The sequence below is a fragment of the Candidatus Krumholzibacteriia bacterium genome (assembly GCA_030748535.1).
GTDB lineage: Bacteria > Krumholzibacteriota > Krumholzibacteriia > JACNKJ01 > JACNKJ01 > JASMLU01.
In genome coordinates this window covers 58,098-82,079 of the sequence record JASMLU010000001.1, presented here as the reverse complement: position 1 = coordinate 82,079, position 23,982 = coordinate 58,098, and the positions used below count along the sequence as shown (strand labels likewise).

25 protein-coding genes are annotated in these 23,982 nt (G+C 56.7%); 4 read left to right on the top strand and 21 right to left on the bottom strand.

The window, feature by feature from the left end; all coding sequences use genetic code 11:
* Positions 1-13: 13 nt before the first annotated feature.
* The 14 genes from QGH30_00355 to QGH30_00290 all read right to left on the bottom strand — a co-directional run bounded on the left by QGH30_00355 (position 14) and on the right by QGH30_00290 (position 12,447).
* Entirely contained in the window at positions 14-934 is a 921-nt protein-coding gene (locus QGH30_00355; protein ID MDP7020797.1) for a tetratricopeptide repeat protein, read from the bottom strand.
* A 12-nt stretch (positions 935-946) separates the two neighbouring features.
* Positions 947-1,615 carry a hypothetical protein gene (locus tag QGH30_00350; protein ID MDP7020796.1) on the bottom strand — a complete coding sequence of 223 codons (669 nt, stop codon included), beginning with the start codon at positions 1,613-1,615 and terminating at the stop codon, positions 947-949.
* A gap of 59 nt (positions 1,616-1,674) precedes the next feature.
* On the bottom strand, positions 1,675-3,078 hold the full coding sequence (rimO, locus tag QGH30_00345; GenBank protein ID MDP7020795.1) for a 30S ribosomal protein S12 methylthiotransferase RimO: 1,404 nt from the start codon (positions 3,076-3,078) through the stop codon (positions 1,675-1,677).
* Positions 3,075-5,315: a DNA translocase FtsK 4TM domain-containing protein gene (locus tag QGH30_00340; protein ID MDP7020794.1), complete on the bottom strand. Its 2,241-nt coding sequence runs from the start codon at positions 5,313-5,315 to the stop codon at positions 3,075-3,077. Before QGH30_00340 ends, rimO begins: the two co-directional genes overlap by 4 nt.
* A gap of 15 nt (positions 5,316-5,330) precedes the next feature.
* Positions 5,331-6,686, bottom strand: coding sequence for an acetyl-CoA carboxylase biotin carboxylase subunit (accC, locus tag QGH30_00335; GenBank protein ID MDP7020793.1), 1,356 nt, complete (start codon positions 6,684-6,686; stop codon positions 5,331-5,333).
* Positions 6,687-7,124 (bottom strand): acetyl-CoA carboxylase biotin carboxyl carrier protein, encoded by a 438-nt coding sequence (gene accB / locus QGH30_00330; protein MDP7020792.1) that lies wholly within the window; start codon positions 7,122-7,124, stop codon positions 6,687-6,689.
* 68 nt (positions 7,125-7,192) lie between these two features.
* Positions 7,193-7,618, bottom strand: coding sequence for a type II 3-dehydroquinate dehydratase (aroQ, locus tag QGH30_00325; protein ID MDP7020791.1), 426 nt, complete (start codon positions 7,616-7,618; stop codon positions 7,193-7,195).
* Entirely contained in the window at positions 7,615-8,187 is a 573-nt protein-coding gene (locus QGH30_00320) for a tetratricopeptide repeat protein (GenBank protein MDP7020790.1), read from the bottom strand. Before QGH30_00320 ends, aroQ begins: the two co-directional genes overlap by 4 nt.
* Before the next feature lie 42 nt (positions 8,188-8,229).
* Complete coding sequence (aroB, locus tag QGH30_00315) at positions 8,230-9,291, bottom strand: 3-dehydroquinate synthase (protein MDP7020789.1); 1,062 nt, start codon at positions 9,289-9,291, stop codon at positions 8,230-8,232.
* A 1-nt stretch (position 9,292) separates the two neighbouring features.
* Positions 9,293-10,309, bottom strand: coding sequence for a DUF4837 family protein (locus QGH30_00310; GenBank protein ID MDP7020788.1), 1,017 nt, complete (start codon positions 10,307-10,309; stop codon positions 9,293-9,295).
* 46 nt (positions 10,310-10,355) lie between these two features.
* Positions 10,356-10,919: a zf-HC2 domain-containing protein gene (locus QGH30_00305; protein ID MDP7020787.1), complete on the bottom strand. Its 564-nt coding sequence runs from the start codon at positions 10,917-10,919 to the stop codon at positions 10,356-10,358.
* A 13-nt stretch (positions 10,920-10,932) separates the two neighbouring features.
* The gene (locus QGH30_00300) at positions 10,933-11,589 is read right to left on the bottom strand and encodes a sigma-70 family RNA polymerase sigma factor (protein MDP7020786.1); all 657 of its coding nucleotides are present in this window, start codon (positions 11,587-11,589) and stop codon (positions 10,933-10,935) included.
* A gap of 68 nt (positions 11,590-11,657) precedes the next feature.
* Positions 11,658-12,275, bottom strand: coding sequence for a hypothetical protein (locus QGH30_00295; protein MDP7020785.1), 618 nt, complete (start codon positions 12,273-12,275; stop codon positions 11,658-11,660).
* On the bottom strand, positions 12,256-12,447 hold the full coding sequence (locus QGH30_00290; GenBank protein MDP7020784.1) for a twin-arginine translocase TatA/TatE family subunit: 192 nt from the start codon (positions 12,445-12,447) through the stop codon (positions 12,256-12,258). Before QGH30_00290 ends, QGH30_00295 begins: the two co-directional genes overlap by 20 nt.
* A gap of 114 nt (positions 12,448-12,561) precedes the next feature.
* Here QGH30_00290 and QGH30_00285 point away from each other — a divergent pair, with 114 nt between their 5' ends.
* Complete coding sequence (locus tag QGH30_00285) at positions 12,562-14,316, top strand: ABC transporter ATP-binding protein (GenBank protein ID MDP7020783.1); 1,755 nt, start codon at positions 12,562-12,564, stop codon at positions 14,314-14,316.
* The gene (locus QGH30_00280; GenBank protein ID MDP7020782.1) at positions 14,313-16,106 is read left to right on the top strand and encodes an ABC transporter ATP-binding protein; all 1,794 of its coding nucleotides are present in this window, start codon (positions 14,313-14,315) and stop codon (positions 16,104-16,106) included. Before QGH30_00285 ends, QGH30_00280 begins: the two co-directional genes overlap by 4 nt.
* Here QGH30_00280 and QGH30_00275 read toward each other — a convergent pair.
* Positions 16,085-17,206, bottom strand: a complete 1,122-nt coding sequence (locus tag QGH30_00275) for a DegT/DnrJ/EryC1/StrS family aminotransferase (protein ID MDP7020781.1) — start codon at positions 17,204-17,206, stop codon at positions 16,085-16,087. The genes QGH30_00280 and QGH30_00275 overlap by 22 nt on opposite strands.
* Positions 17,207-17,288: 82 nt before the next feature.
* Here QGH30_00275 and QGH30_00270 point away from each other — a divergent pair, with 82 nt between their 5' ends.
* Positions 17,289-17,912 (top strand): YigZ family protein, encoded by a 624-nt coding sequence (locus QGH30_00270; protein MDP7020780.1) that lies wholly within the window; start codon positions 17,289-17,291, stop codon positions 17,910-17,912.
* On the opposite strand, the gene QGH30_00265 is transcribed toward QGH30_00270, so the two are convergent.
* On the bottom strand, positions 17,902-18,930 hold the full coding sequence (locus QGH30_00265; GenBank protein ID MDP7020779.1) for a hypothetical protein: 1,029 nt from the start codon (positions 18,928-18,930) through the stop codon (positions 17,902-17,904). The two genes, QGH30_00270 and QGH30_00265, sit on opposite strands and share 11 nt — an antisense overlap.
* 152 nt (positions 18,931-19,082) lie before the next feature.
* Here QGH30_00265 and QGH30_00260 point away from each other — a divergent pair, with 152 nt between their 5' ends.
* A complete protein-coding gene (locus tag QGH30_00260; GenBank protein ID MDP7020778.1) occupies positions 19,083-20,369 on the top strand; it encodes a M28 family peptidase in 1,287 nt (428 codons plus the stop codon).
* Here the strand turns inward: QGH30_00260 and QGH30_00255 are convergent.
* The 5 genes from QGH30_00255 to acpP are packed head-to-tail and all read right to left on the bottom strand — an operon-like array spanning position 20,347 to position 23,936.
* A complete protein-coding gene (locus tag QGH30_00255) occupies positions 20,347-21,045 on the bottom strand; it encodes an alpha/beta hydrolase (protein ID MDP7020777.1) in 699 nt (232 codons plus the stop codon). The genes QGH30_00260 and QGH30_00255 overlap by 23 nt on opposite strands.
* Complete coding sequence (locus tag QGH30_00250; protein MDP7020776.1) at positions 21,042-21,602, bottom strand: HNH endonuclease; 561 nt, start codon at positions 21,600-21,602, stop codon at positions 21,042-21,044. The genes QGH30_00255 and QGH30_00250 overlap by 4 nt, the downstream gene beginning before the upstream one ends.
* Positions 21,603-21,661: 59 nt before the next feature.
* Positions 21,662-22,411, bottom strand: a complete 750-nt coding sequence (gene rnc, locus QGH30_00245) for a ribonuclease III (protein MDP7020775.1) — start codon at positions 22,409-22,411, stop codon at positions 21,662-21,664.
* A 28-nt stretch (positions 22,412-22,439) separates the two neighbouring features.
* Complete coding sequence (gene fabF / locus QGH30_00240) at positions 22,440-23,687, bottom strand: beta-ketoacyl-ACP synthase II (GenBank protein ID MDP7020774.1); 1,248 nt, start codon at positions 23,685-23,687, stop codon at positions 22,440-22,442.
* A 9-nt stretch (positions 23,688-23,696) separates the two neighbouring features.
* Positions 23,697-23,936, bottom strand: a complete 240-nt coding sequence (gene acpP / locus QGH30_00235; GenBank protein ID MDP7020773.1) for an acyl carrier protein — start codon at positions 23,934-23,936, stop codon at positions 23,697-23,699.
* Positions 23,937-23,982: the final 46 nt, after the last annotated feature.

The window sequence follows — 23,982 nt, the reverse complement described above, 5'->3', positions numbered from 1 at the left end:
CCTTGTCTGTTCTTCAATCCTCATCGATCAGATCCGCCTTTTCAAGTCGTTCCAGCCTCTCTAATGAGGCTTCAAAGAATCGCCCCGACCCGGAGTTGTTCTCCTCAACAATCCTCCGGTACTTCTTCACCGCTTTGCCGTACTTTCCGAGCTTCTCGTAGCAGATTCCCATCTCCAGAAGAGCTTCCTCCCTTTTTGTGGGATTGGAAGAATAGCGGAGAACACGGTCCAGACTCCGAATTGCCGATGAAAAGTCCATCAGGTCCATGTCCCGCCGAGCAAGGCGAATCATCAGATCCTGGTAGAGAAAGATCGCCTCATGTCTTCTCGGATGCCGCCGCACTTTCTGGAGAAAGCGTTCCAGGGCAGGTCTGGCCTCCTCGAGCCTCTCCAGTCTCTCCAGACTGAGAGCAAAAGGATACAACTGGTCCAGCACTTCCGCAGAATCCGGGTAGGCCTCAAAGGCCCGGCGGTAAAGACCCGCGCTTCGCGCATGATCTCCCCGCTTGAAATACTTTTCCGCCAGAAAGAAGCCATAGGGCCCGGGATCCAGCCCCGGCTGAAAATCCAGCGCTGTCAGCCAGCGTCGGGCAGCACGCCCCTTTCTCCCTTCAAGATAGTCGAAGCGGGCCAGACTGTCGAGAGAGGCCGAAGCAGAGGGGCGATAACTGGGATCCTCTTCAAAGAGAGTCCGGAAGTAGCTCTCCGCCTCTCCGTCCCGGTTCAGGGCCAGAAGGCTTCGGGAAACAAGCCAGAGGGCCCGGTGATTCTTCGGGGCACGCTGAAGGACATAGATCGCCTCAAGACGGGCTTCCTCCCACTGTCCATCCTTGAAATAGGCATCACCCTTTTCAAGATGGCCGGACAGTTCCTCCCCCGAGCAGGCAAGAAGCAGCAGGACTGCCAGAACCCACGATCTCCGCCCTGCGTTCATTCGACTCCACCCCTATTCACTGCTTTGATTACTAAAGAAGAGCCAGGCCAGGCTGGCCACCAGTCCCCCCACAACCCAGGGTTCCACAAGCTTGGACCATTCCTTCTCCACGAGGAGAGGCTTGGTAAAGGGGTACTGCTCACTTTCGACCACATCGAGGAGGTTTCGAGGAAACTGGTCTTCAAGCAGGATCCCAGAGCGGGAACGGCTCAGAACCTCACCACTGGATGCGTCAAGCAGGGTCAGGGACAGGGAAAGGGAGCCGGCTCTTTTTACATACTTCTTCAAACCAAGGGCTTCGCGCTCGAAACCCGTATAGGCAATCTGCAGATCCAGAATCCGGTACTCCAGAATCTGTCCAGCGGATTCCGGCCACTCCGTCTGCTTCAGCCCTTCTGCAAGAAGAGCCTCCTCCAGAGCCAGCCTTGCCAGCGAATTCCCGGGGTTTTCCTTGCCAGGTCGAAGAAGGACCATGGCTTTCCCCACTGCCGGAAGCAACTGGGCAAGAGCATCTCTGGCCACCTCCTCGCACATCGTCTGTGCCAGAGTCAGGTTGCCGGGAGTTTCACTGAGTACAAGAACATGCTCCTCCGCCAGAAGCGGAAGGGCCAGAACGCTGATCAAAAAGAGGGCGGCGGCTCCCGCAGATACGGAACCGTTGAATCGTCGAAAACTCTTCATTATACCACTCCAGGATGTTGGAAAACCTGCTGTGGGTATAGAAAGCCATAGACCGGGTGTCAAGGAGAAGCAGGGCCGATGACCCGTCCCTTCAGATCATAGACATCGGCATCCTCCACCTCCACTTTCACCCACTGACCCAGGGCAAGTTCCCGTTCCTCGTCGGAAAAGAGTACCGCATCAACCTCATAGGCATCCCTCTCGGTGCGAATCACGGCCTTTGATGCCGGAAAGGGAGAACTCTCCAGAAGATGAAGGCGTCGCTCCGGGGGAAGGCCCTCACCCGCCGAGGCCGTCGCCTCCACGACTCCTGTCATGGTTTTGCCAATCTGTTTTCGGGACAAGTCTTCGCTGATGGGCATCTGGAACATCCGCAGGCGATCGGCTCTTTCTGCCGCCAGAGCCTCTTCCACCCGCCCGGGAAGGTCGGTCGCATGAGTACCTTCCTCCGCACTGAATTCAAAGATGCCCAACTTGTCAAAGGGATGCTCTTCGAGAAACTCCAGAAGTTCGCCGAAGTCCTCCTCCGTCTCTCCGGGATGTCCGAGAAGTACCGAAGTTCTCAGGGTAAGATCCGGTCGTTCCCTGCGAAGCTTCCGGATCATGGATGACAATCGGGATCGGTCATGTCCACGGCGCATGATCTGGAGCATGGAGTCGGAGGCGTGCTGGATGGGAAGATCCAGATAGGGAAGCACCCGGGGGATATCGAAAATGCGCAGGAGATCCTCCGCAGTGACCAGGGCAGGATGAAAGTAGAAGAGACGAATCCAACGCAAATGAGAAATCGCGGAGAGCTTCTGCAGTAGATCCCTCAGGGCATTGGGAGCGCCGGCTTCACGCCCGAAATAGGCCGTGTCCTGGCTGATGAGGTTGATTTCCCCCACTCCCCGGCTGACCAGAATCTCCGACTCCTCAACAATGTCCTCAAGCTTGCGGCTCTCAAACTTGCCCCGGATGGCAGGGATCGCACAGAAGCTGCACGCGTGACTGCATCCTTCCCCTACCTTGACCCAGGCCATGTGGGAAGGGGTAAGAAGAGGACGATCCCGAAACCCTTCAAAACTGATCCGGGGTTTCGCAGGAGAAATGGACAGGGAATGCCCGTTCTCGAAAAGAAGATCGATGGCAGCTGCCAAATCTTTCTGCTGACCGACTCCGGCCAGCAGGTCAATCTCCGGCATTTCTTCCTTCAGACTCTCCGCATAGCGCTGGGAAAGGCAGCCGAAGACCACCAGTTTCGTGCCAGACTTCCGGAACTCCGCAAGCTCCAGAATCCGTTCAATGGACTGGCGCTTGGCATCTTCCACAAAACCACAGGTGTTCAGGAGAATGAGATCGGCAGCGTCGGGATCGGCCTGCAGGCGGTAGCCAGCCTTCAGCAGAAAGCCGAGAGTTGCCTCACTGTCGACCAGATTCTTGCTGCAGCCGAGAGACTCCAGATAGACAAGGCGCTCGTTCAAGCCTCGACTTCCTCCTCGAGGCACTCCGGTCCCACAAGAACCTCGCGTGCCTTGCTTCCAGTGTGAGGACCGACAATTCCCGAATCCTCGAGCATGTCCATCAGGCGACTCGCTCTCGTGTATCCGACTCGCAGTCGCCGCTGCAACATGGTCGTACTACCGAAGCCCTGAAGAACCACGATCTTCTTTGCATCTTCGTAAAGCTCGTCCTGGGCTGTAAAATCCTCCAGGCTTCCCGCCTGCGGGGACAATTCCAGTTCCGGTTCTGGCAGCTTATACTGCCTCCAGTGTTCGACAATGGCTTCCACTTCATCGGTTTCAATGAAGGCGCCATGCAGCCTTCGCGGATAGGGAAGCCTCCCGTGCATGAAGAGCATATCCCCGCGCCCGATCAGGGCCTCGGCACCGTTCATGTCGAGAATGGTTTTGGAATCAAAGCGGCTGAAGACCTTGAAGGCGATTCTGCTGGGGAAATTGGCCTTGATCACGCCATCAATAATGTCCACGCTCGGGCGTTGGGTGGCAAGAATCATATGGATCCCGACGGCACGAGCCATCTGGGCCAGCCGGACAATCGGCATCTGGACATCCTTGCCGAGAGTCATCATCAGGTCTGCGAACTCCTCCACCACGCAAACCACAAAGGGAAGGATGTCTTCCACCGTGTTGCCGTCCCGGTCCTGAACCAGCCCCTCCGTTACTTTTTCATTATACTCGACGATGCTTCGAACACCGGCAGGCTTGAGCATGCGATAGCGTCGCTCCATTTCCCCGACCAGCCAGTTCAGGGCCTGCAGAGCCATCTTGTTGTCGGTAATCACAGGATGCAGGAGGTGCGGGATGTCGTTGTACACACTGAGTTCCAACATCTTCGGATCCACAAGGAAGAGCCTCAGCGTTTCCGGACTGTGTTGCAGAAGAAGACTGACCAGAATCGTGTTGATGCAAACACTCTTGCCCGTTCCCGTGGCTCCTGCCACCAGCAGATGAGGAGCTGTGGAGAGATCCGCCCAGAAGGGTACTCCGTCCACATCCACGCCAAGGGCAAGATCCAGATTCCCCCGCTCGCCTTCATATTCCCGGGCATCCAGAACCTCGCGCAGGCGAATGATGCCGGGAGAATCATTGGGCAACTCGATCCCCACGGCCGCCTTGCCGGGAATCGGTGCAACCAGCCGCAGCTCCTTGCTTCGCAGTGCGAGTGCAAGATCTTCCCGCCGACTGACGATCTGGTTCACCTTGACTCCAGCCTCTGGCTCAAACTCAAAGGTGGATACCACAGGACCACGGCTCATGCTGCTGACTTTCCCTCCCACCTGAAATGTGGCGAGTTTCTCTGTCAGCACTCTCGCGCGGCTTTCCATCTCCTTGCGGTTCTCCTGCTTGTCCCGAATTTCCGGCGGTTTGAGAAGATCCACGGCAGGCATCTCAAAAGAGGAGTCCCGGTGCCTGGGAGAAGGAGAGGCTGCTGGTTTGGGAGTTGCGGGCTTTTTTGTCTGAGGCTTCTTCTTTCGCGGTCGGGGAGCCCTTGCCTGCTCCGCAGCCGGCATGGTTTTCTGCCTTGGCGGCGGCGCTTCTTCCTCCTCAAGGAAGCGTTCATCGATGGATTCCCGGAATGCGGAAGCCCGGGATGAGAGGAAGGAGAAGATGCTGCGGAAGTGAGCGAGCGAGGGACGCTTCGAAAAGAGAGAGCTGAAGAAAGAGCGGAGTGCCAGAAGCGGGGTCTTTCCCTTCCCCAGAAAAGTCAGCCAAGGGCTTGGGATGAGGAGAAGAGCCGCAAGGAATGTCAGGAAAAGGGGAAGAACCAGAGAACCGACACTCCCGAGAAACGAGAAGAGACCCTCAGCAAGAAGTCCTCCCAGCCAGCCTCCCCAGTGAAGGGAAGAAAGCGCCAAACGATCCTGCCCCGCCATGGAGGCAAGCCAGAGAAGGGAAAGCAAAGAGAGACTTCCCCAGGGCATCAAAACCCGCTTCAGGGGAAGAGACAGAAACTCCCGGAAGGCGAGAGCCAGAAAGAGAGAGGGAAAGACCAGCAGAGCAAGACGGCTCCCCAGAAGTGCGGCCATCAGTTTTGCGATCACCGCCCCGAGAAATCCGAAGCTGTTCTCGGCAGTCCAGAGTCCGGAATCAAGACCCCAGCCAATCCAGTCATTCGGGTGATAGCTGTAGAGACTTCCCGATGCCATGACAGCAAGAAGGAGCCAGACCAAACCCCGAACCCAGAGATGTCGTTTCATTGCAGCCTTTCCCATCTACTTCCTGGCGGCCTTCCAGTCCTCCTCCTCCAGGAATCGTGTATTGAAGTCACCACTGATGAAACGGGGATGGTTCATCATCGCAAGGTGAAACTCAAGCGTGCTGGGTACCCCCTCAATGACGGTTTCCTCCAGCGCTCGACGCATCCGGGCGAGAGCCTCTTCCCTGTCCCTGCCGTGGCAAAGGAGCTTTGCAATCATGGAGTCGTAATAAGGAGGAATGGAGTAGCCCGCATATACATGGCTGTCCACCCTCACACCCGGGCCTCCCGGAACGTGAAAGGACTCAACATTTCCGGGACTCGGAGCAAAATCTTTCTCCGGGTCTTCCGCATTCAGACGGCATTCGATGGAATGCCCCTGCATTTTGACATCCTCCTGACGGAAGCTGATTTTCTCCCCGGCCGCAATCTGGATTTGCTCTTTCACCAGATCCAGCCCGGTGACCATCTCCGTTACCGGGTGTTCGACCTGGATGCGAGTGTTCATCTCCATGAAGTAGAAGGAAGCGTCCTCGACCAGAAGAAACTCCACGGTGCCAGCGGAATGGTAGTTCGCCGCGCGGCAGGCCAGAATTGCAGCCGCCCCCAGCCTTTCCCGCAGTTCGGGATTTACTGCGGGAGAGGGAGACTCCTCAATGAGCTTCTGGTGCCGCCTCTGTACCGAGCAATCCCGTTCTCCGAGATGCACGACGTTTCCGTGGCGATCAGCAAGAATCTGGACTTCCACATGACGCGGACCCACGAGGAACTTCTCAATGTAGAGATCGCCATTTCCAAACGCAGAAACGGCTTCGCCCTGAGCCAACTTGAAGCTGCGGGGGAACTCCTTTTCGACGCTCACCACGCGCATTCCCTTGCCGCCCCCGCCAGCACTGGCCTTGACGATCACCGGAAAACCAATTTCCCGGGCAATCTGTAATCCCTCCACCTCATCATTCACGGCTCCCTCGCTGCCGGGAAGAACCGGAACTCCCGCACGAACCATGGTCTCACGAGCCAGTGCCTTATTCCCCATTCTCCGAATGGCCTCGGGATGGGGGCCGACAAAGGTAAATCCGTGGGACTCGCAGACCTCGGCAAAGTGGGCATTCTCGGCGAGAAAACCATAACCCGGATGGATCGCATCTGCGCCGGTCAGTTCTGCGGCAGAAAGTACATTGCCGATATTCAGATAACTTCGCGCCGAGGCCGGGGGACCGATGCAGACCGACTCCTGGGCGAACTTGACATGCAGGCTGTCCACATCGGCTTCGGAATGGACGGCCACCGTCTCGATCCCGAGTTCTTCGCAGGCACGGAAGATGCGAAGTGCAATTTCGCCCCGGTTGGCCACCAAGAGTTTCTTGAACATCTAGTCCTCTTCAATCACAAAAAGTGCCTGCCCGAATTCCACCGGATCCCCGTTCTGAACGAGGATCTCCTGAACCGTACCACTGACTTCACACTCGATTTCATTCATGAGCTTCATGGCCTCGATAATGCAGATCACCATTCCGGGACTTACACGGGAACCCTCCGTAATGAAAGGATCCTCCCCGGGACTGGGTGAGCTATAGAAAGTACCGACCATGGGAGCCTTCTGCACTGCGCCGGCGTATTCTCCGGGACTGGGTGCTGCAGCAGGAGCGGCCGATTCCGTAGAACGGGAAGGAGGAGCGGACACGGTCATCATCCCCGAGTTCCGACTGACCCGGATCTTCCGGCCCAGACCCTCGGCAACCTCGATCTCCCCCACATCCTCGTTCTCCCGCAGAATCCGGATCAATTGCTGGATCGCTTTCTCGTTCATGGAACTCCCTTTCTCATGCGATTCAATCAGACGAGGCTAGGCTCAGCCGAGCCCTCTGGCAAGAGGAATCATGGCCCTTTCAGAGCAAGAACAGCGAGGCGATATCCCCGGGCTCCCATGCCCGAGATCATTCCAGAACAGGCCTGTGCCGTGACGGAGCTTCGACGCCAGGACTCCCGCCCCTGGATCTCACTCAAATGGACTTCCACGACCGGAATCGAAATCGCTGCAATGGCATCCCGGAGAGCGATGCTGCTATGCGTAAAGGCGCCGGGGTTGAAAACAATCCCCTCAAAGTTATCCTTCGCCGAGTGAAGAGACTCAAGAAGCTCTGCCTCGCGGTTGCTCTGGAAAAACTCCAGTTCAATGGACTGCTCCGCCGCCCACTCTCGAAGATTCCTTTCCAGACTTTCCAGACTCTCCGAGCCATAGATATCCGGCTCGCGGCTTCCGAGAAGGTTCAGATTGGGGCCCTGCAAGATCAGGATCTTCATGCCTGATTCCCTCCCGTCTCCCCTTTCTTCTCCGGCAGTTCCCAGTCTGCGGGATCCCGGAGCGAGGGAGCGGGCAGGTAATCCAGATCCTCGGGATCTTCGCCCCCGGAAGAACTCTCCGGGCGGGTGAGGATTTCCTCCAGTTCTTCATCCGGAGGCAAGAGGATGGAGGAGCTATCCTCCGGGCTGCTCCCGGAGAGATCCTCCCACTGTGCTTGCAAGTCCTCTCTCTCCAGATCGTCCGGATCTTCTGCGGCCCAACGATCCAGCATCTGACCGGTCTCTTCCCTGCGTCCCGCTTCCAGACGAAGGGGAGTCAGGACCCGAAGTGCTGAAAGATTGGAGGGGTCCCGCTTGAGAACCTCCTCGTATTCATTCCGCGCCCTGTCAAGATCTCCGGACTGCGTCAAAAGGCGGGCCAGCAATACGCGCAGGGCAATGGAAGCGGGATTATCCCGAATCCCCGATTCGAGCATCTTGCGAGCCTCGTCCCCCTGCCCCACTCTCTTCAGATTCTCCGCCTTGCGAAGAAGAGGAGCAGGGAGGGCAGTTCCTCTTTCATTTTTCACTTGAACGCACTCCCGCAATGTCCTGTGATATTGATTGTTACGCTACATCATCGACGAAATCAGGTCTAGTAATTCTTCTTCCTCGACACCATGGCCAAAAGTGGCCTCTCCCCACCCGGAAACTAGCACGAACTGCAGCCGCCCGTCTTTCCGTTTCTTGTCCACTTTCATTCCCGAAACCAGGGAGTAAGGGGGCAGGAAATCCGGGATGCGTGTCGGGAGATTCCAGGTCTCCAGAAGACTCTCCATCTGCGAGTACTGAGCAGGGGAACTCATTCCCCTATTCCCGGAGAGTTTCAGGGCAAAAAGCATCCCGATCGAGACGGCCTCTCCATGAAGAAGCTCCGTTTCCGGATGACTCTCGAGAGCATGGCCCAGTGTGTGGCCAAAATTCAGAATGGCTCTTTGCCCCTGCTCTTTCTCATCAGCTGACACGACCTCTGCCTTTCGCAGACAGGTTCGAAGAATGGCAGCCGCAAGATCCTCCGCGTTTTGATCGAAGATTACCCGGGACCGGGAAACCAGAGTTTCCAGCAGTTCGGCATCACTGATGGCTGCCATTTTCAGGATCTCGGCAAGACCGGACATCCTTTGCCTCCGGTCGAGCGTGTCCAGAAAGGCAAGGTCGGTGAAGACGGCTTCGGGCTGATGGAAGGCACCGATTGCGTTTTTCGCGCCGGGAAGATTGACGGCCACCTTTCCCCCCACGCTGGAATCCACCTGGGAAAGCAGGGTTGTGGGAACATGAATGTAGGGGACGCCACGCAGGTAGGAGGCCGCAAGAAAGCCTGCGAGGTCACCGGTGACACCGCCCCCGACTGACAGGATCAGACCGTCGCGGCCCAGTCCCGTGTCCAGAACTTGCCTTGCCAGGCTTTCCATCATGGACAGGCTTTTACTGGACTCTCCCCGGGGAACTTCCAGACGAGGCAGATCAGCCAGCCAGCTCTCCAGTCGCTCCTGCTGACAGGAAGCAAGCCCTGCGTCCACGAGAGCCACGGCCTTTCGCCCGGCGATTTGCCTGTTCAGCAGTTCGCTGTCCAGTTCCCTTCCAATGTGAATCGGGTAGGAACGATCTCCCAGAGAAAGCTGCAGGGTCTCCATCTTACTCCTCAAAGCGGAAGCTGGAAGCCAGGGCCTCCAGTTCTCTCATGTAGGGATGCTTGTTCAGACCCGGAGCATAGAGCACCAAGTCTACCGCAAGAAGACGCTCCCTCTTGCCGTCCTGAAGGAAGTAGGTCACAAAGGGTCCGCCGGTCATGTCTTCCTCATTCTGCCAGACCCCGGAAAGTCGTAGAGCGGGATAGGGACCAAGTTCGGAAGGCTCGAAGAGGTACTCGCCCCCCAAGATGCTGTCTCCGTAGAGTCTTTCCACAATTCTGGCGCGGAAGGCAAGCAAGGAGGTGGAATCCCTCAGGGCCGGCATTTCACTGACCCCGTTCAGCCAGAAGACTCCCAGCACACGGCTTGGGTCCTTTCGGTGAAGTTCCAGCGCACCGAGAGCCGGCTCCTCCTGCAGGAGACGGTATTCCTTGGGGTAGCGAAGCAGGAAGCCGTGCCGCTTCCAGAGGTACTTCCCTCCTCCACGATTTTCACGCCCGGAAAGAAGATAGTCGCGATAGCGTTTTCGACTGCTTTCCCGAAATCTGCGTCGAAGCACGGGGCCGGCCTGCGAGAGAACTTCCTCCTCCGTTTGTGGCCCATCCATCAGGACAAGATAGACATCCTGCCCCCTGGCATAGAGGTCTTCCCGATGGAGAACCAGATAGCCCTTCTCCCGGGCCTTGCGAAAATGTTCCTTCCCCACGATCTGCAGGGCGCGACTGCGCAGCCCCCCGTGGCGATCAATCCGCACCAGAAAGAGCAGGTTCTTCCGGTCCAGATTGCCGGACAAACTTCCTTCCTCCAGGAGATAGACGTCGAATTCGTTTTCCTCTTCAAAGACATAGGTGATTGGGTGGCTCAGGGCCTCCATGAAAGGGCGAAGCCCCGGATAGTAGCGTCCGTCTTCCGTGAAAACAAAGAGGTCGGAGTAAGGCCCGATGGCGGGCACCATCTTCCTGTCCGAACAGGATGCGATCAATAGCAGGGCGAAGGCAAAAAAAACTGCGACCTTTTTCATGGCCGCAGAATAGAAGAGGGATCCAATACGGTCAAACCCTGAATCTTCAGGGATCCGGCGTCTCCTGGCTCAGAGTGTCAGCGAGCTGGGGATTCACCATGGATCCGGCCATTTCGCTCTTGGCAGCACTCCGTCCCGGACGCTCAGAGGCAACCGGACGCAGGGAGGAGGCACCGCGAGGACGCTCCCGCGCCCAGTTCACCCGGGCTCCGGCAGGCTCATTCACTCGACGGCCGGAAAGACTGCTTCCAGATTCCTTCCCGGGAACGTAGTCCCCCGGCTGCATCCAGTAGCTGAGACCGGCCACAAGAATCAGGGAGGCGGCGGCAGCCCAGGAAAAACGGTTCCAGTTCCAGGGCTGTTTTTCTTCCCCGAAATCACGATGGGCAATCGCCTGGTTCAGTTTTCTGCGGAGATTCCACTCGAAATTGTCGGAAGGGGGCTCCAGCGCTTCTTCCCGTAGTTGTGCCAGGACTTCCCGAATATCATCGAGATAAGTCGAGCACTCCCTGCAATCTTCCATGTGCCGATTCAGGCTCGCTTGAGCTTTGGGCGGCAACATGCCGTCGAGAAAGAGAGAGATGTGTTCCCTTGAGCGTTTGCAATTCACCGTATCCTGCCTCCTAGTCAATCCTGATGTCATTCAGGATGCACTCGTCACTGTTTCCGTATTCCTTCTTCCAGATCGTGGCAAACTGGTTCCTTGCACGATTGATCCGGCTTCGAACTGTTCCAATCTTGAGCCCTGTAGCGGCAGAGATTTCCTCATAGGTCATGTCTCCGTACTCCCGCAAGAGAAGAGGCTCGAGGTAGTGAGGAGAAATCCTCTCCAGGATTCCCCCCACCCGCTCCCGGAGTTCCCGGTTTTGCACCTGGTGATCGGGAAGGGGTGCGCTGTCCTGGTATTCCTTTTCCACAGGAACGGAGTCCCTGGAATAGAGAAGAGGAATGCGGCTCACAATGGAACGCTTCTGTTTCCTCATGTGATTGCGAACCAGATTGAGCGCGATGGTATAGAGCCAGGTGGAGAACCTGGCAATCGTCCGATACTTGTCGGCATTGATATAGGCGCGCACAAATGCGTCCTGGGCAATCTCCTCGGCCAATTCCGGATCCTTGACCATTTTCAGGATGAAGTGATAAATCCGGTCCTTGAAGCGATGGACGAGTACGTCAAAGGCATTACGGTTGCCCTCCTGAACCTGAAGGATGAGTTCCTCATCGCTGAGATCCGAGGACATCTGCTTTCGTGACAGCGCAATGTTTTGATGATTCGTCATTTAGCTCTCCAGAATGCCGCAGTTACTCGAGTAAATCCCCCGAAAGAGGGGAAAGTTCCCGCATTTTTTCACTTTGGCCCAAAAAGTGTCGAGGGATCCCGGGGAGCGGGCCCGCAGTCCCTCCATTCCAGGATGATTTTTCCCTTTCCGGGCGGATAGAGAATCAGTCGTTTTTTGCGCTCCCCACGACGATCCTCCCAGCAAGCCTTGATCTCACCGAGAGGGCTGAACCATTGGAGTCGGGACGCATGAGAGCCATGGCTCTGCAATTCAGCAGGGAAACCGAGAAGCCTGCCCTGCCGAAGTAAGCTCCGAAGATTCCTGCCCTCCAGAAATGCAGCCGGGAAAGATGCTCCTGCAATGGCCAGGGGAAGCAGGCGGATGTCCGTGGACTTGAGGGCGAAGGCACTGCCCTCCGGGCTGGCCCAGGCCAGAATCTTTTGCCCGTCAAGAAGGAGAACCTGGCTCTTTGGAAAAAGGGAAAGGTCGGGCAAGGTCCAGCAGAGCCAGGTCAGGTCCCCTTCGTACTCACGGAGGGTAAATTCTCCCCCACGGCCCCCCGGACCCTGTTTCCAGGTCCATCGACCGCGGAGCTCCCGGCCCCGAAGTTCTTCCTCCGCACTGGAAAGCAGAGGAAGAAGAAGAAGGGAGAGGAGAAGAAGAAGGCTAGTCGTCCTTCTCTTCATCATCCACTTCCACATCATCGACCAGCTTCCCCTTGTTTTTCAATCCCTGCTGGAACTCGCGAACTCCCGAACCGAGACCTCGAGCCAGTTCCGGGATCTTCCGTCCTCCAAAAAGCAGAAGAAGAGCCAGAACGAGGAGAATCAGTTCCCATTGTCCAATCATTGCGAACATTCATCGCTCCTTTCCGATGGGAGGACGATACTTTGAGAGTCCCAATAGTCCAAGCGAAAAGAAAGGTCACTTGCTCCCGGAGCGCACAGGGCATACTCTCAGTGGAGGAGGTTTGTGATCCATCCCCTGAAGCGGCTAATCCCCTACCTGAAACCCTATCGCCACCTGCTCCTTCCCGGAGCCCTGGCGCTGGTATGTGCAAACTCCTTTGCACTTGCCATTCCCCGGCAGATCGGCTCGATTGTGGACGGTCTCCGGGGAGAGGCGGCACTGGACTCGGATTGGCTTCTCAGGCAGGCCGGGATTCTCCTGCTTCTCACCTTCCTCGCCGGGATCAGTCGTTTCTTCATGCGCTGGCTCATGATCGGGGCGAGTCGCCGTATCGAGTATGACATCCGCGACGACTTCTTCCGCCACCTTCTGACTCTTGACCAGGCCTGGTTCCAGAAGAACCCCGTCGGCGATCTCATGGCGCGATCCAGCAATGATCTGAATGCCGTCAGGATGATGCTCGGGCCGGGCCTCATGTATCCCCTGAACATTCTGGTCATCCTGAGCATTGCCCTCAGTCTGATGCTCAGCCTGAACTGGAAACTGTCCCTCCTTAGCCTTCTGCCACTCCCTTTCCTGAGTCTGATCGTCTATCGAAGCAGTCAGGTTCTTCATCGGGGCTACGAAAAAATCCAGAAGCGTTTTGCCCTCTTGAGCAGCCGTTCCCAGGCCACCTTCTCCGGAATCCGCGTCGTCAAGACCTTCCTGAGGGAAGATCATGAGTCAGAGTCCTTCGAAAGAGAGAGCAGGGCCTATTACCGGGAGAACCTTCGGGTCGCCCGTTTCATGAGCATCTTCCACCCCTCCATGAGAATGTTCAGCGGCCTTGCGGTCATTCTTGTCCTCTATTTCGGGGGACAGGCTGTCATGAATGAGGAGGTCACTCTCGGGACCCTGATTGCGTTCATGCAGTACCTCATTCTTCTCAGTTGGCCGATTGCCGCTCTCGGATGGGTGACCAGCATCATCCAAAGGGGCAGTGCCTCCTGGAAACGACTTCTTGAGATTCTGGACGCAAGGCCCGATATCCTGGACGGTGGGATTCTCCCGGACAGGGACTATCAGGCTGATCTGGAGTTTCGGGATCTGAGCCTTCGTATCGGGGAAACACAGATTCTCCGTGACCTGAATCTGATAATCCCCGCCGGGGAGTTTCTTGCCATCACCGGGAGAACCGGGAGTGGTAAAAGCGTCCTGATGAGTCTCCTGCCCCGCATTCTGGATCCTCCCCCGGAAACCGTCTTTCTGGGCGGCCAGGATATCCTCGACTTTCCTTTGTCAGAGCTGCGCAAGCAACTGGCCTGGGTAGGACAGGAGCCCCTGCTCTTCAGCGAGAGTCTTCGAAGCAATCTGGAGTTCGCAGGTTCTGACCTCGCCCTGGAGGAAATCGAGGCTGCTGCCTCGGATTCCCAGATTCTGGAAGAGATTCACGCCTTCCCCCGAGCCTGGGATACGGTGATCGGAGAGCGGGGAACCCGTCTTTCAGGCGGACAGAGACAGAGGCTCTGCCTTGCCCGCGCCCTCCTTCGGAAGGCTCCGCTCATCCTCCTGGACGATCCTTTCTCCAGCGTGGACACGCGAACAGAGGAGGAGATCCTCGGCAGCCTCAAGAAGCACTTCCCGGGGAACACGGTGATCCTCTCCAGCCATCGGGCTTCGACTCTTCGTCTGGCCGACCGAATCTGTGTTCTTGAGGAAGGACGCATCGCTGAGGTCGGAAGCCATGATGAACTCCTGAAAAAACGAGGACTCTATTTCGATATCCACGAAAGACAGAATCTTCAGGAGAGGCTGGAAGGCAGAAGGGAGGGTGAATGAGCGATCCCTCTGTCAATGAGAGCAAGCAGGGCAAAGCCTATGATGCCGTTCTCATGCGAAGGATGCTCCGATACCTTCGCCCTTACCGATGGAAAGTGTCTCTGGCAGTTATCCTTCTCGCACTCTCCTCCGCATTCGGGCTGGCGGGCCCCTACCTGGTAAAAGTCGGAATCGATGAAGGCATTCTTGCGGGCAATCTCCCTGTTCTGGGATTCGTTTCGATCCTCTATGTGCTGTTTCTCCTTGTGGACTACGCCGCAGCCTACCTTCAGTCCTTGACGGTTGCAGTGATAGGACAGCGCTTCATGCTCGACATCCGGCGCGACCTCTTCCGGCACATGAGCCGACTCTCCCTTCGCTTCTATGAGAGCAACCCGGTTGGAAGACTCGTTACCCGGGTGACCGGTGATGTGGAAAGCATCAACGAGATGTTTACCGGCGGGCTTGTGGCAGTGATCGGCGACATCCTGATGCTGGCCGGAATCACGATCTTTCTCTTTGTACTGAATGTGAAAATGGCTCTGGTGACTATCAGCGTTCTGCCAATCATTGCACTCTTCACTGTCTATTTCCGAACAAGACTTCGGAAGAACTTTCGCGAAGTTCGTGAAAAGATCGCCGCCATCAACTCCTTCCTCCAGGAACGGATCAGCGGCGTTTCTGTCATTCAGATTTTCACGCAGGAAGAGAAAACGGCCAGGGACTACGAAGTCCTCAACCGTGAACACACCCGTGCCCATCTCGACTCGGTCTTCAATTTTGCGATCTTCTGGCCGCTAGTGGAATTTTCAGCTTCTCTTTCCGTGGCCCTGATTCTCTTCTACGGGGGGTCGCGTTTCATAGAAGGGGATCCAAGCATGAGTCTGGGGGCTCTGGCTGCCTTCATTCAATATGCAAGACGCTTCTTTCAGCCGATCAGCGATCTCAGCGAAAAGTTCAACATCATGCAGGCCGCCATGGCTGCCGCAGAGCGGATCTTTGGCATTCTTGACAGCCGCTCGGAGATTCTCATCCCCCCACAGCCCCGGGAACTCAGCACTTGCAGCGGGGAATTGCACTTTGAGAACATCTCTTTCCACTATGAGGCCGGCAAGCCGGTTCTCAGTAACCTGAACTTTCGTCTGGAGGCAGGGCAGCGCACAGCGCTGGTGGGCCTGACGGGAAGCGGCAAGACCACCATCCTCAATCTCCTCCTGCGGTTTCATGATCCCGTGGAGGGGCGTGTCCTCCTTGACGGAAGGGATCTTCGGGATCTTGACCCTCATTCCTTCCGGAGACACTTCGCGCTGGTGCAGCAGGAGGTGTTCCTCTTCCCGGGGACCGTTCTGGACAACATCCTTCTGGGAGATCCTGCGATTTCCCGGGAGAGAGGGCTGGAGGCCGCGCACTCTGTCGGAGCAGATCGCTTTGTTCTCGAACTTCCTGATGCCTACGACACGCTTCTCAGTGAAAGAGGAGGTGGACTGTCTACCGGGCAAAAGCAGTTGATCGCTTTTGCCCGTGCCCTGTCGAGGGATCCGGCCTTCCTTGTTCTGGATGAGGCCACCAGTTCGGTAGACAGTGAGTCGGAAGAGTGGATTCAGCGGGGGCTGGAAGTCCTGATGAAGGATCGAAGCAGTCTGACGGTGGCTCACCGCCTGTCCACCATTCTCGGAAGTGACCGGATCCTGGTTCTTCACCAGGGAGGATTACAGGAAGACGGTAGCCATGAAACACTCTTGAAGAACCAGGGGCTCTATCGGGATCTCTATCGTCTCCAATTCCAGGATCAGGAAGAGCTTCTCGAGTAAAATTCCTCGGTCGCCGAGACCACTTCATCCACGGCGGAATCGCTCAACTCCGGATAGATGGGCAGAGAGAGAACTTCCCCCGCGATCTTTTCCGTCTTTGGCAGAGACACAGCCGCTCCCGGCAGCGAAGAGAAGCATGGCTGCTGGTGCAGGGGCAGCGGGTAGTAGATCGCGGAACTGATTCCCTTCCCGGCAAGAAACTCTTTCAGTTCATCCCGTTGAGGAAGACGAAGCGTGTACTGGTGGAAGACATGTTCTTCCGCCGACGGAAGAGCAGGGCGAAGAACAAGGTCGCGCAAGGGCCCGGCAGAAAAGCGTTCTTCATAGCTTCGGGCTCTGTTCCGCCTCTGTTTGTTCCAGTTCTCCAGATGAGGCAATTTGACCCGGAGAACCGCCGCCTGAAGTGCATCCATTCTTGCGTTGATACCTACTTCATCATGATGGTAACGCTTTGCCTCCCCATGAACCCGGTATCGCCGAGCACGCTCCGTGAGTTCCGGGTCCCGGAAACGGAGCAGTCCACCGTCCCCGGCAGCTCCCAGATTCTTGCTGGGGAAAAAACTGTAGCAGCCTGCATCTCCCATACATCCGCAGGCTCCTTCTTCCCGGCGGGCACCCAGAGACTGGGCCGCATCTTCCAGAATCGCAAGCCCGCCTTGCTCCGCCATCTGAAAGAAGGGGGACAAGTCTGCCTGAAGTCCATAGAGATGCACCGGCAGGATGGCTCGTGTATTCCCGGTCAGCTTCCGGGCAGCATCTTCGGGGTCCATGAGGAAGTCCTCCCCCACATCGACGAAAACCGGACTCGCCCCGGCCTGCACCACAGATCCGGCGGTAGCAAAAAAGGTGAAGGAGGGGAGCAGGACCTCATCCCCTGGTCCGATGTCAAGCATGGCCAGTGCCATACGCAAGGCTTCGCTGCCACTGGAGACTCCCAGGCATGCTTCCACTCCCAGAAAGGAGGCGACTTCTTCCTCAAAGGAAAGGAGTTCCTCCCCGAGGATAAATGCCTGGTTTTCAAAGACCCGGGAAAGGGCTTCCCCGATTTCGTCTCGGACGCTGTCGTACTGTGCTTTCAGATCCAGTTGGGGAATCCTCATGGAAGTCTCCTTGAAGGGAGGGCTCAGTCAATCTAGAATGAGATAGCAAAATGTCAGAGGAAGCTCAAGCGGGAAGGTCGATATGCATCCGGATGCCTACCCGGTTCCGGCCGGGAAAGAGGAATATGAAAGCCGGGTTCTCGGCTCCCGTTTCCTTGCAAAACTGATCCCGGTGAAGGATGAGGAAGAAGCCAGACTCTGCCGGGAAGTCCTCCTCCAACAGTATCCCGACGCGAGGCATCACTGCTGGGCTCTTCAACTGGGAAAACCCGGAAAGGAAACACGACGATTTTCCGACGAAGGAGAACCGGCAGGATCTGCGGGCGCCCCGATTGCCCGGGCCATTGCTTCTTCCGGACTCAGCGACCTTCTGATTGTGGTGATCCGCTGGTTTGGAGGAAAAAAGCTCGGCGTTGGCGGGCTGATCCGCGCCTACACAGACGCGTCAAGAGAAGTTCTCTCCCGGATAGAGCCTCGGCTCCGCTACGAGATGCTGGAGTTACAGGGACTCATTGATTTCGCTGAAGAGGCGGCCATGAGAAGGCTGCTGGATAAACTGGAGGGAAGAATCCTGTCTGCGGAATACGGGGAAAAGGGCCTGTCCTGGCATCTGGAAATGCCCAAAAGCAAGGTTCCCGACTTCCTCGAAAGGAGCCGGGAACTTGGTCGCGGGAAAGAAGCATTTCAAGTCCGGACTAGGGATTGACGGTCCATCCACGCAGGTAATCCACTTCCTTGAAATCGTATTGGAATTGCCAGGGATCCAACTGGCGGCTCAGCGTGAAGTCGAGATCCTGAACACTGACCACTCGAATGGGACCAAGATCAGGAGCCAGAAGATAGAAGCGAAGATCCATCCTTGCCGGGGCTTGCAGGACACGTTCCGGCTGGAACTGGTCCGGGATAGAAGGCTGTCCGGGCGTAGTGTTGGGATCCCGCTGGTTGGTCAGGTGAAGCTCAATCATCAGACTCTGGCGAACCCATTTGCAGTTGGCATAAACCGTGTCCGCCATCGCCCCGAACAGTTCATTGGCCAGTCCACTACCGAACTGGGGATCAGATGCATAGTGAATCTCATCATTGGCGACCACGGAAGTGACCAGACGATAGGAAATCACTGAGTCCGTGAGAAAATCGTAATCAAGATCCTTCCAGGGATACATGCTTCCCGGCTCGGAACTGAACTCCACGAGATCCTGACCCCACTCCATTTGTCCGAAGCGAATCAGGTCCAGGGGAACCAGATCTCCAGGAATCTCATCCCAGGGCCAGATGACAAAACTACTGTCCACAGCCCCTTCGCGAAGCCCTTCCAGGCTAAGGGAAGAAGTGCCAGCAGCAAGGTAGATCTCGAGCTGCTTTTCCACTTCTCCGTAGTCGAGCTCAGAGTGATCATCACTTGTCACATAGCGAGTTCCCCGGAGGACCTGCATTTCCTCGCCGTCGACCTCTTCAGGGGCCAGGCAGTCCATGATCACGGAGTCCGCCTTCTGGGTGAATTCCCAGAAGTTGTAGCCCTCGTAGCTGAGAGGGACACTGTCCTCCACCATTCGGAGGAAGTGCCAGGTGTTGCCTTCGGAAAGAGGCCAGTAGTTCGGCGTCAGGGGAGTAACCGTTTCCTCCTGAATAGGCCCTGTCGGACCTTCCTCCTCTGAACAGGCAAAGATCAGAACGGGGAGAGCCAGAACTAGGACCAGTCGAAGCAGGGAGCGAGACAGTTTCATCCTGAAAGACCTCTGAAAGAAAAGACCCGCAGAAGAATACGGGCAGGTTCACAGGGATAGTAAGTAGTGCGGGAAGACGAGGCAAGCCCTTTTCTTCATATGGCTTGCAATGCAGAAAGACTCTGCTAGCCTCCCGGAAACAAGGAGCCCTTATGCTGTCGATCTTTCTGAGAGCCCCCCTTTTCGCCCTCCTTCTCTCTCTCCCGGTTCTCGCCGGGCAGGAAACGGTAAAGAGGGACATTGAAACCCTCTCTTCCCCTGGTTTTTCAGGCCGTATGGCCGGAGAAGAGGGCAATCGGAAGGCGGCCGAGTGGATTCGGCGTCAGGCTCGTTCTGCGGGGCTGCTCCCTCTGCCGGGATCCCACACTTTTGCCGTAAAAGGCGAGGAACTGCAGTCCCTGTTTGCGGAACTGGAAAGTCCGGAGGACCGGGTCTTCCCCCTGCCGATGGTCACCCGGGGAATGCTCCCGGATCTCAGGGCTGCTGATCTTCGAGTCCTTCCCTTTGGAGAGGAAGGAAACAGAAGCCCCGAGGCCCTGCGGGGAAGATGGAAGAATGAGAAAGCCTTGCTCCTGCTTCCTCAAGAGGGAAGTGAGTCTTTCTTTATGAGATTTCGAAGCCGTGCGATGAAGCGGAGTAACCGGCTCTGGCAACTCCCGGGAGATGAGACCACTCTCCCCCTTTTCTATGGGAACGAAGAACTGGCGGAGCTTCTCGACAGTGATCATCTGCCCGAAGGCTGGAAGCTCTCCCTTCCCGAGCGAGATCCTCTGGCTTTTGAGGGCAGGAATCTTCTCTTTCGACTTCCGTGGAATATCGAGGGGCCACTCCTGCTTCTTGTGGCTCACTATGATCATCTGGGAGCAAGTGACGAAGGCTACCACCCCGGTGCGGATGACAATGCGAGCGGAGTGAGTACCCTTCTCGAACTGGCCCGCAATCTCCGCGGAAGGAGACTCCCCTACCGACTCCATTTTCTCTTCAGCGATGCCGAAGAAATCGGGCTTCTCGGTTCACGAGCCAGCCTGCTTCAGGAAGCGAGACCTGACCGGGTCATCAATCTGGATACCGTAGGACGCGGGGGCGTGGACCACTATCGGAAGCTGAGGAATCCCAAAGCTGCCAGCGACTCGCTTCTCATCGTCTGGTCGAACCGGGAGGATCCCTTTTCTCATCTCCTCCTTGAGTCCTCCTCGCGCCTGCAGGTGCAGGAGGGAAAGGGCCCGGTCTTCGAAATGGCGAGCGACCATCATGCCTTTTCGAGTGCGGGAATCCCTTCTCACTTTCTCTTCGGTGGCTTTCATCTGGATTATCACAAGCCAGGAGACAGCGCAGAAAAGGTTCTGCCCTGGCGCATTGTCACTTTGGCGGAAATTCTGGAAAGCACCCTCGATGCTCTGGAGGAGAATCCGGAACTTATTCGAGGAACCAGTCCCTGATCCTCTCCCTCAGGCTGTCCCGGGACAAGAGGAGAGAGCGCCCGCGGCTTCTGCAGGGAAGAAAGTCCATGCGCCTTTGATCGGGAGGAAGACTCAGATAGAGTTTCGTCTGGCTCTGCAGAGCCTCCTCGTCTTCCTCGCAACTGATCATCATCACCCGACTGGATGCAGGAAGAGAAGGAGACAGAGAATCACAGCCCAGAGGGGAGAGAAGAAACAGGCGGTCGAGGGACTCTTCTGTTTCCAGAAGACGAAGTCCCGTGGCTGCAGACTCCCCCACTGCGAGAATCGACCAGTTTGAATCCTGTAATCCATCCTGACTTCGGAGAAGGTCGAGAGGAGATTGCAGGTCTTCACAGATTCTGGGCACTTCGAATTCCGGAAGCGCCCTCCTTCCTTCTATTCTGCTGCTCCCATGACCCCGCAGATCGGGAAGCAACACCGCAAGACCTCTGGCCTGCAGTTCCCCGGCAAAGTCCCGATACCAGACACCTTCCCCGCCCCGGTCATGCAGGATCAGAAGTGCCCCCCGAGGCTCTCCCCGGGGTGGGTAATAACTGACAGCCATCTTCAGTGAATCACTCATCGTGTATTCCAGGCGTAGCCACTGAGGCTCCACCGCATTCAGGGAAACGGAGAGGAAAAGGAGAAGCGTGAAGAAGAAACGAACGATCATTCTCTGCCCCCGTAGAGATAAGCATCCCAACTGGGATGAAAACCCGGCTTGAGAAAGCGAAGAAAAAGAACCGGTGGAAGCCAGTGAGGTTCCCGGGGCCGACTCAGGAGTTTCATGTCAGTCTGGGGGAGCATCTCATTGCCCTTGCTCCGGTTGCAGGGGACACAGGCCGTCACGCAATTCTCCCAGGTGGTCGGTCCCCCCTTGGGATACTCCCGGGACACATGGCTTCGTGGAACGATGTGATCCACTGTGAAAGGACCCTCCCGGGAACCGCAGTACTGGCACTGGTATCGGTCCCTTCCCCAGATGTTCTTACGGCTCAGTTTGACCCGGGATACCCGGTACACACGATGGGCGATGGAGATAAAGAGGCGAATGATCAGTGGCATCTTCCAGGTGCTCCTGGAAGAACGCAGAACCGCATTGGACTCCTCGACGGCCACGGCCTTTCCATTGCAAAGAAGGGACATGGCACGGCGGACGGAAACCACATTGACCGGCTGGAAACCGGCATCCAGCACCAGCACCGGAGTAGAAAGAGATCCAATCTTCATGGAGAGATCCTAAAAGATGGAGGAAGGCGGGTCAAGGGAGCGAGTTCGGAGGGAAAACGCTATTCTGTCGACTTGCGCTTCTCCAGCAATTCCAGGGCAAGTCGGGCCGCTTCTTTTTCAGCGTCCTTCTTGGAACGGCCTTCTCCGTTGGCAAGAACCTCCCCAGCAACAATCACCTGCACATGGAATACCTTGGAATGCTCGGGGCCGGAGGTCGAATCAATGCGATAACGGGGCGGGGCGTTGAAACGCGACTGCACTATTTCCTGAAGGATCGACTTGTGGTTCCGGTGCTGGTCGCTTTCGAGGTAATGCTCCTGCTTGTCGAGGATGAGCCGCTGGACAAGGGGTCTTGCCGCCTCCAGGCCTCCGTCAAGATAGACGGCCCCAATGACGGCTTCCACGGCATCGGCAATGATGGATCCCTGAATCTCCCGGCTGTTTCCCCGTTCATTCGAACTGATCAGGATGACTTCATCAATCCCCAGATTCGCTCCGATGTCCATCAGGATATCGCCACTGACAAGGAGGCTTTTTCTCTTGGTGAGGTCTCCTTCGGGGAGACCCGGATTGGACAGGAACAGCCCCTCATTGATCAGAAGTCCCAGAACAGAATCCCCGAGGAACTCCAGGCGTTCATTGCTGTGAATCCGGTCCTGCCCCTTCTGGAATACCCAGGAGCGATGGCTGAGAGCCAAAAGCAGGAGATCAGGATTGAGGAACTGGTAGCGCAATCGCTTCTGAAAGGGAGTGACTTTCAGATCCCCGGGAAGGGAGGGGGATTTCCCGGGCTTCTTCTTCCAGAACAAGGGCAGCGGGAACCCCCGGGAAATGCGGCTATCGCCGAGCGGGATCCCGGGCCAGAAGAAGGACGATATTGTGCCCTCCGAAGCCCAGGGAAGTGCTGATGGCGGCCTCCACTTCGTGCTCGATCGAGGCATTGGGCACATAGTCAAGGTCGCAATCGGGATCAGGATTCTCGTAATTGATGGTCGGAGGAATCTTTCCCCGGTCAAGGACCAGGGAAGTGATTGCTGACTCCAGACCTCCGGCCGCTCCGAGAAGATGGCCGGTCATGGATTTTGTACTGCTGATTTTCAGCGTTTCAGCATGATCCCCGAAAAAAGTGCGAAGGGCCGCCGTCTCGGTGCGATCATTGTAGGGAGTGCTGGTTCCATGGGCATTGACATAGCCAATCTGCTCCCTTGCAATGCCCGCTTCTCCGAGAGCCATTTCCATCGCTTCACGGGCACCGAGTCCCTCGGGATGGGGAGCCGTGATGTGGTGGGCATCGGCCGTGAGCCCTGCACCGAGAACCTCCGCATAGACATGCGCTCCCCGGGCAAGAGCCCGCTCGTATTCCTCCAGGATCACAATGCCTGCACCCTCACCCATGAGGAATCCATCGCGCTCAGCGTCAAAAGGACGACTGGCTTTTGTCGGATCCTCATTGCGGGTTGACAGGGCTTTCATGTTCGAGAAGCCGGCGATCGCCATCGGCGTAATCGTGGCTTCACTTCCGCCGCTAATCATGACATCGGCGCGTCCGGCCTTAATCTGCATGGCCGCATCGGCGATGGCATGAGCCCCGGTAGCACAGGCAGAAACCGTTGCATAGTTCGGACCGCGGAAACCATGTCGCATGGCAATCATGCCTGCTGCGATGTCGCCAATCATCATGGGAATGAAAAAGGGGCTGACCCTGCGGGGCCCCCTGCCCATGAGTGCCGTATGGTTCTTCTCAAAGGTGAACATCCCGCCGATTCCGGAACCCACGATGACCCCGGTCCGGTTGGAGGCAGGCTTGTCCTCGAGTAAACCGGCATCGCCAAGAGCTTCCTCGCAGGCGAAGATGGCAAACTGGGCAAAGCGATCCGTGGTCTTTGCTTCCTTGGGATCCTGAAGAGACGTGGGCTCAAAATCCTTGACCTCTGCGGCGATCTTCACCGTATAGGCTTCCGTATCAAAGGCCGTGATCTCCCCGGCCCCCGACTTGCCTGCAAGGAGAGCATCCCAACTCTCTTCGCGGGTCTTGCCCAGGGGACTGATCATCCCGATTCCGGTAACAACTACGCGACGGTCCACGAAACTTTCCTAAGCTTCGACGGCAGACTGAAGATACTCCAGAACCGCCTGAACCGTGGTCAGCTTCTCCGCTGCTTCGTCGGCAATCTCGAGGTCAAACTCTTCCTCAAAAGCCATGATCAGTTCCGTCGTGTCCAGGGAGTCTGCGCCCAGGTCTTCGATAAAGGAGGCCGCAGGAGTGATCTGCTCCTGATTCACGCCCAGTTCCTTCTCGATAATCGCAATGACTCTCTCTTCGATGCTTGCCATTCTCTTTCCTCCTGGATATTGGGCCCTTGCCCGATTTGCTCCCCCT

Coding starts and splice junctions, on each gene's coding strand:
- acpP (MDP7020773.1), bottom strand. CDS start 23,936: ATGGCAAGCATCGAAGAGAGAGTCATTGCGATTATCGAGAAGGAACTG.
- accB (MDP7020792.1), bottom strand. CDS start 7,124: ATGAACGAGAAAGCGATCCAGCAATTGATCCGGATTCTGCGGGAGAAC.
- QGH30_00255 (MDP7020777.1), bottom strand. CDS start 21,045: ATGATCGTTCGTTTCTTCTTCACGCTTCTCCTTTTCCTCTCCGTTTCC.
- QGH30_00295 (MDP7020785.1), bottom strand. CDS start 12,275: ATGAAGAGAAGGACGACTAGCCTTCTTCTTCTCCTCTCCCTTCTTCTT.
- QGH30_00260 (MDP7020778.1), top strand. CDS start 19,083: ATGCTGTCGATCTTTCTGAGAGCCCCCCTTTTCGCCCTCCTTCTCTCT.
- QGH30_00280 (MDP7020782.1), top strand. CDS start 14,313: ATGAGCGATCCCTCTGTCAATGAGAGCAAGCAGGGCAAAGCCTATGAT.
- QGH30_00250 (MDP7020776.1), bottom strand. CDS start 21,602: ATGAAGATTGGATCTCTTTCTACTCCGGTGCTGGTGCTGGATGCCGGT.
- QGH30_00270 (MDP7020780.1), top strand. CDS start 17,289: ATGCATCCGGATGCCTACCCGGTTCCGGCCGGGAAAGAGGAATATGAA.
- aroQ (MDP7020791.1), bottom strand. CDS start 7,618: ATGAAGATCCTGATCTTGCAGGGCCCCAATCTGAACCTTCTCGGAAGC.
- QGH30_00275 (MDP7020781.1), bottom strand. CDS start 17,206: ATGAGGATTCCCCAACTGGATCTGAAAGCACAGTACGACAGCGTCCGA.
- aroB (MDP7020789.1), bottom strand. CDS start 9,291: ATGGAGACCCTGCAGCTTTCTCTGGGAGATCGTTCCTACCCGATTCAC.
- QGH30_00350 (MDP7020796.1), bottom strand. CDS start 1,615: ATGAAGAGTTTTCGACGATTCAACGGTTCCGTATCTGCGGGAGCCGCC.
- QGH30_00290 (MDP7020784.1), bottom strand. CDS start 12,447: ATGTTCGCAATGATTGGACAATGGGAACTGATTCTCCTCGTTCTGGCT.
- QGH30_00310 (MDP7020788.1), bottom strand. CDS start 10,309: ATGAAAAAGGTCGCAGTTTTTTTTGCCTTCGCCCTGCTATTGATCGCA.
- QGH30_00340 (MDP7020794.1), bottom strand. CDS start 5,315: ATGAAACGACATCTCTGGGTTCGGGGTTTGGTCTGGCTCCTTCTTGCT.
- accC (MDP7020793.1), bottom strand. CDS start 6,686: ATGTTCAAGAAACTCTTGGTGGCCAACCGGGGCGAAATTGCACTTCGC.
- QGH30_00355 (MDP7020797.1), bottom strand. CDS start 934: ATGAACGCAGGGCGGAGATCGTGGGTTCTGGCAGTCCTGCTGCTTCTT.
- QGH30_00265 (MDP7020779.1), bottom strand. CDS start 18,930: ATGAAACTGTCTCGCTCCCTGCTTCGACTGGTCCTAGTTCTGGCTCTC.
- QGH30_00300 (MDP7020786.1), bottom strand. CDS start 11,589: ATGACGAATCATCAAAACATTGCGCTGTCACGAAAGCAGATGTCCTCG.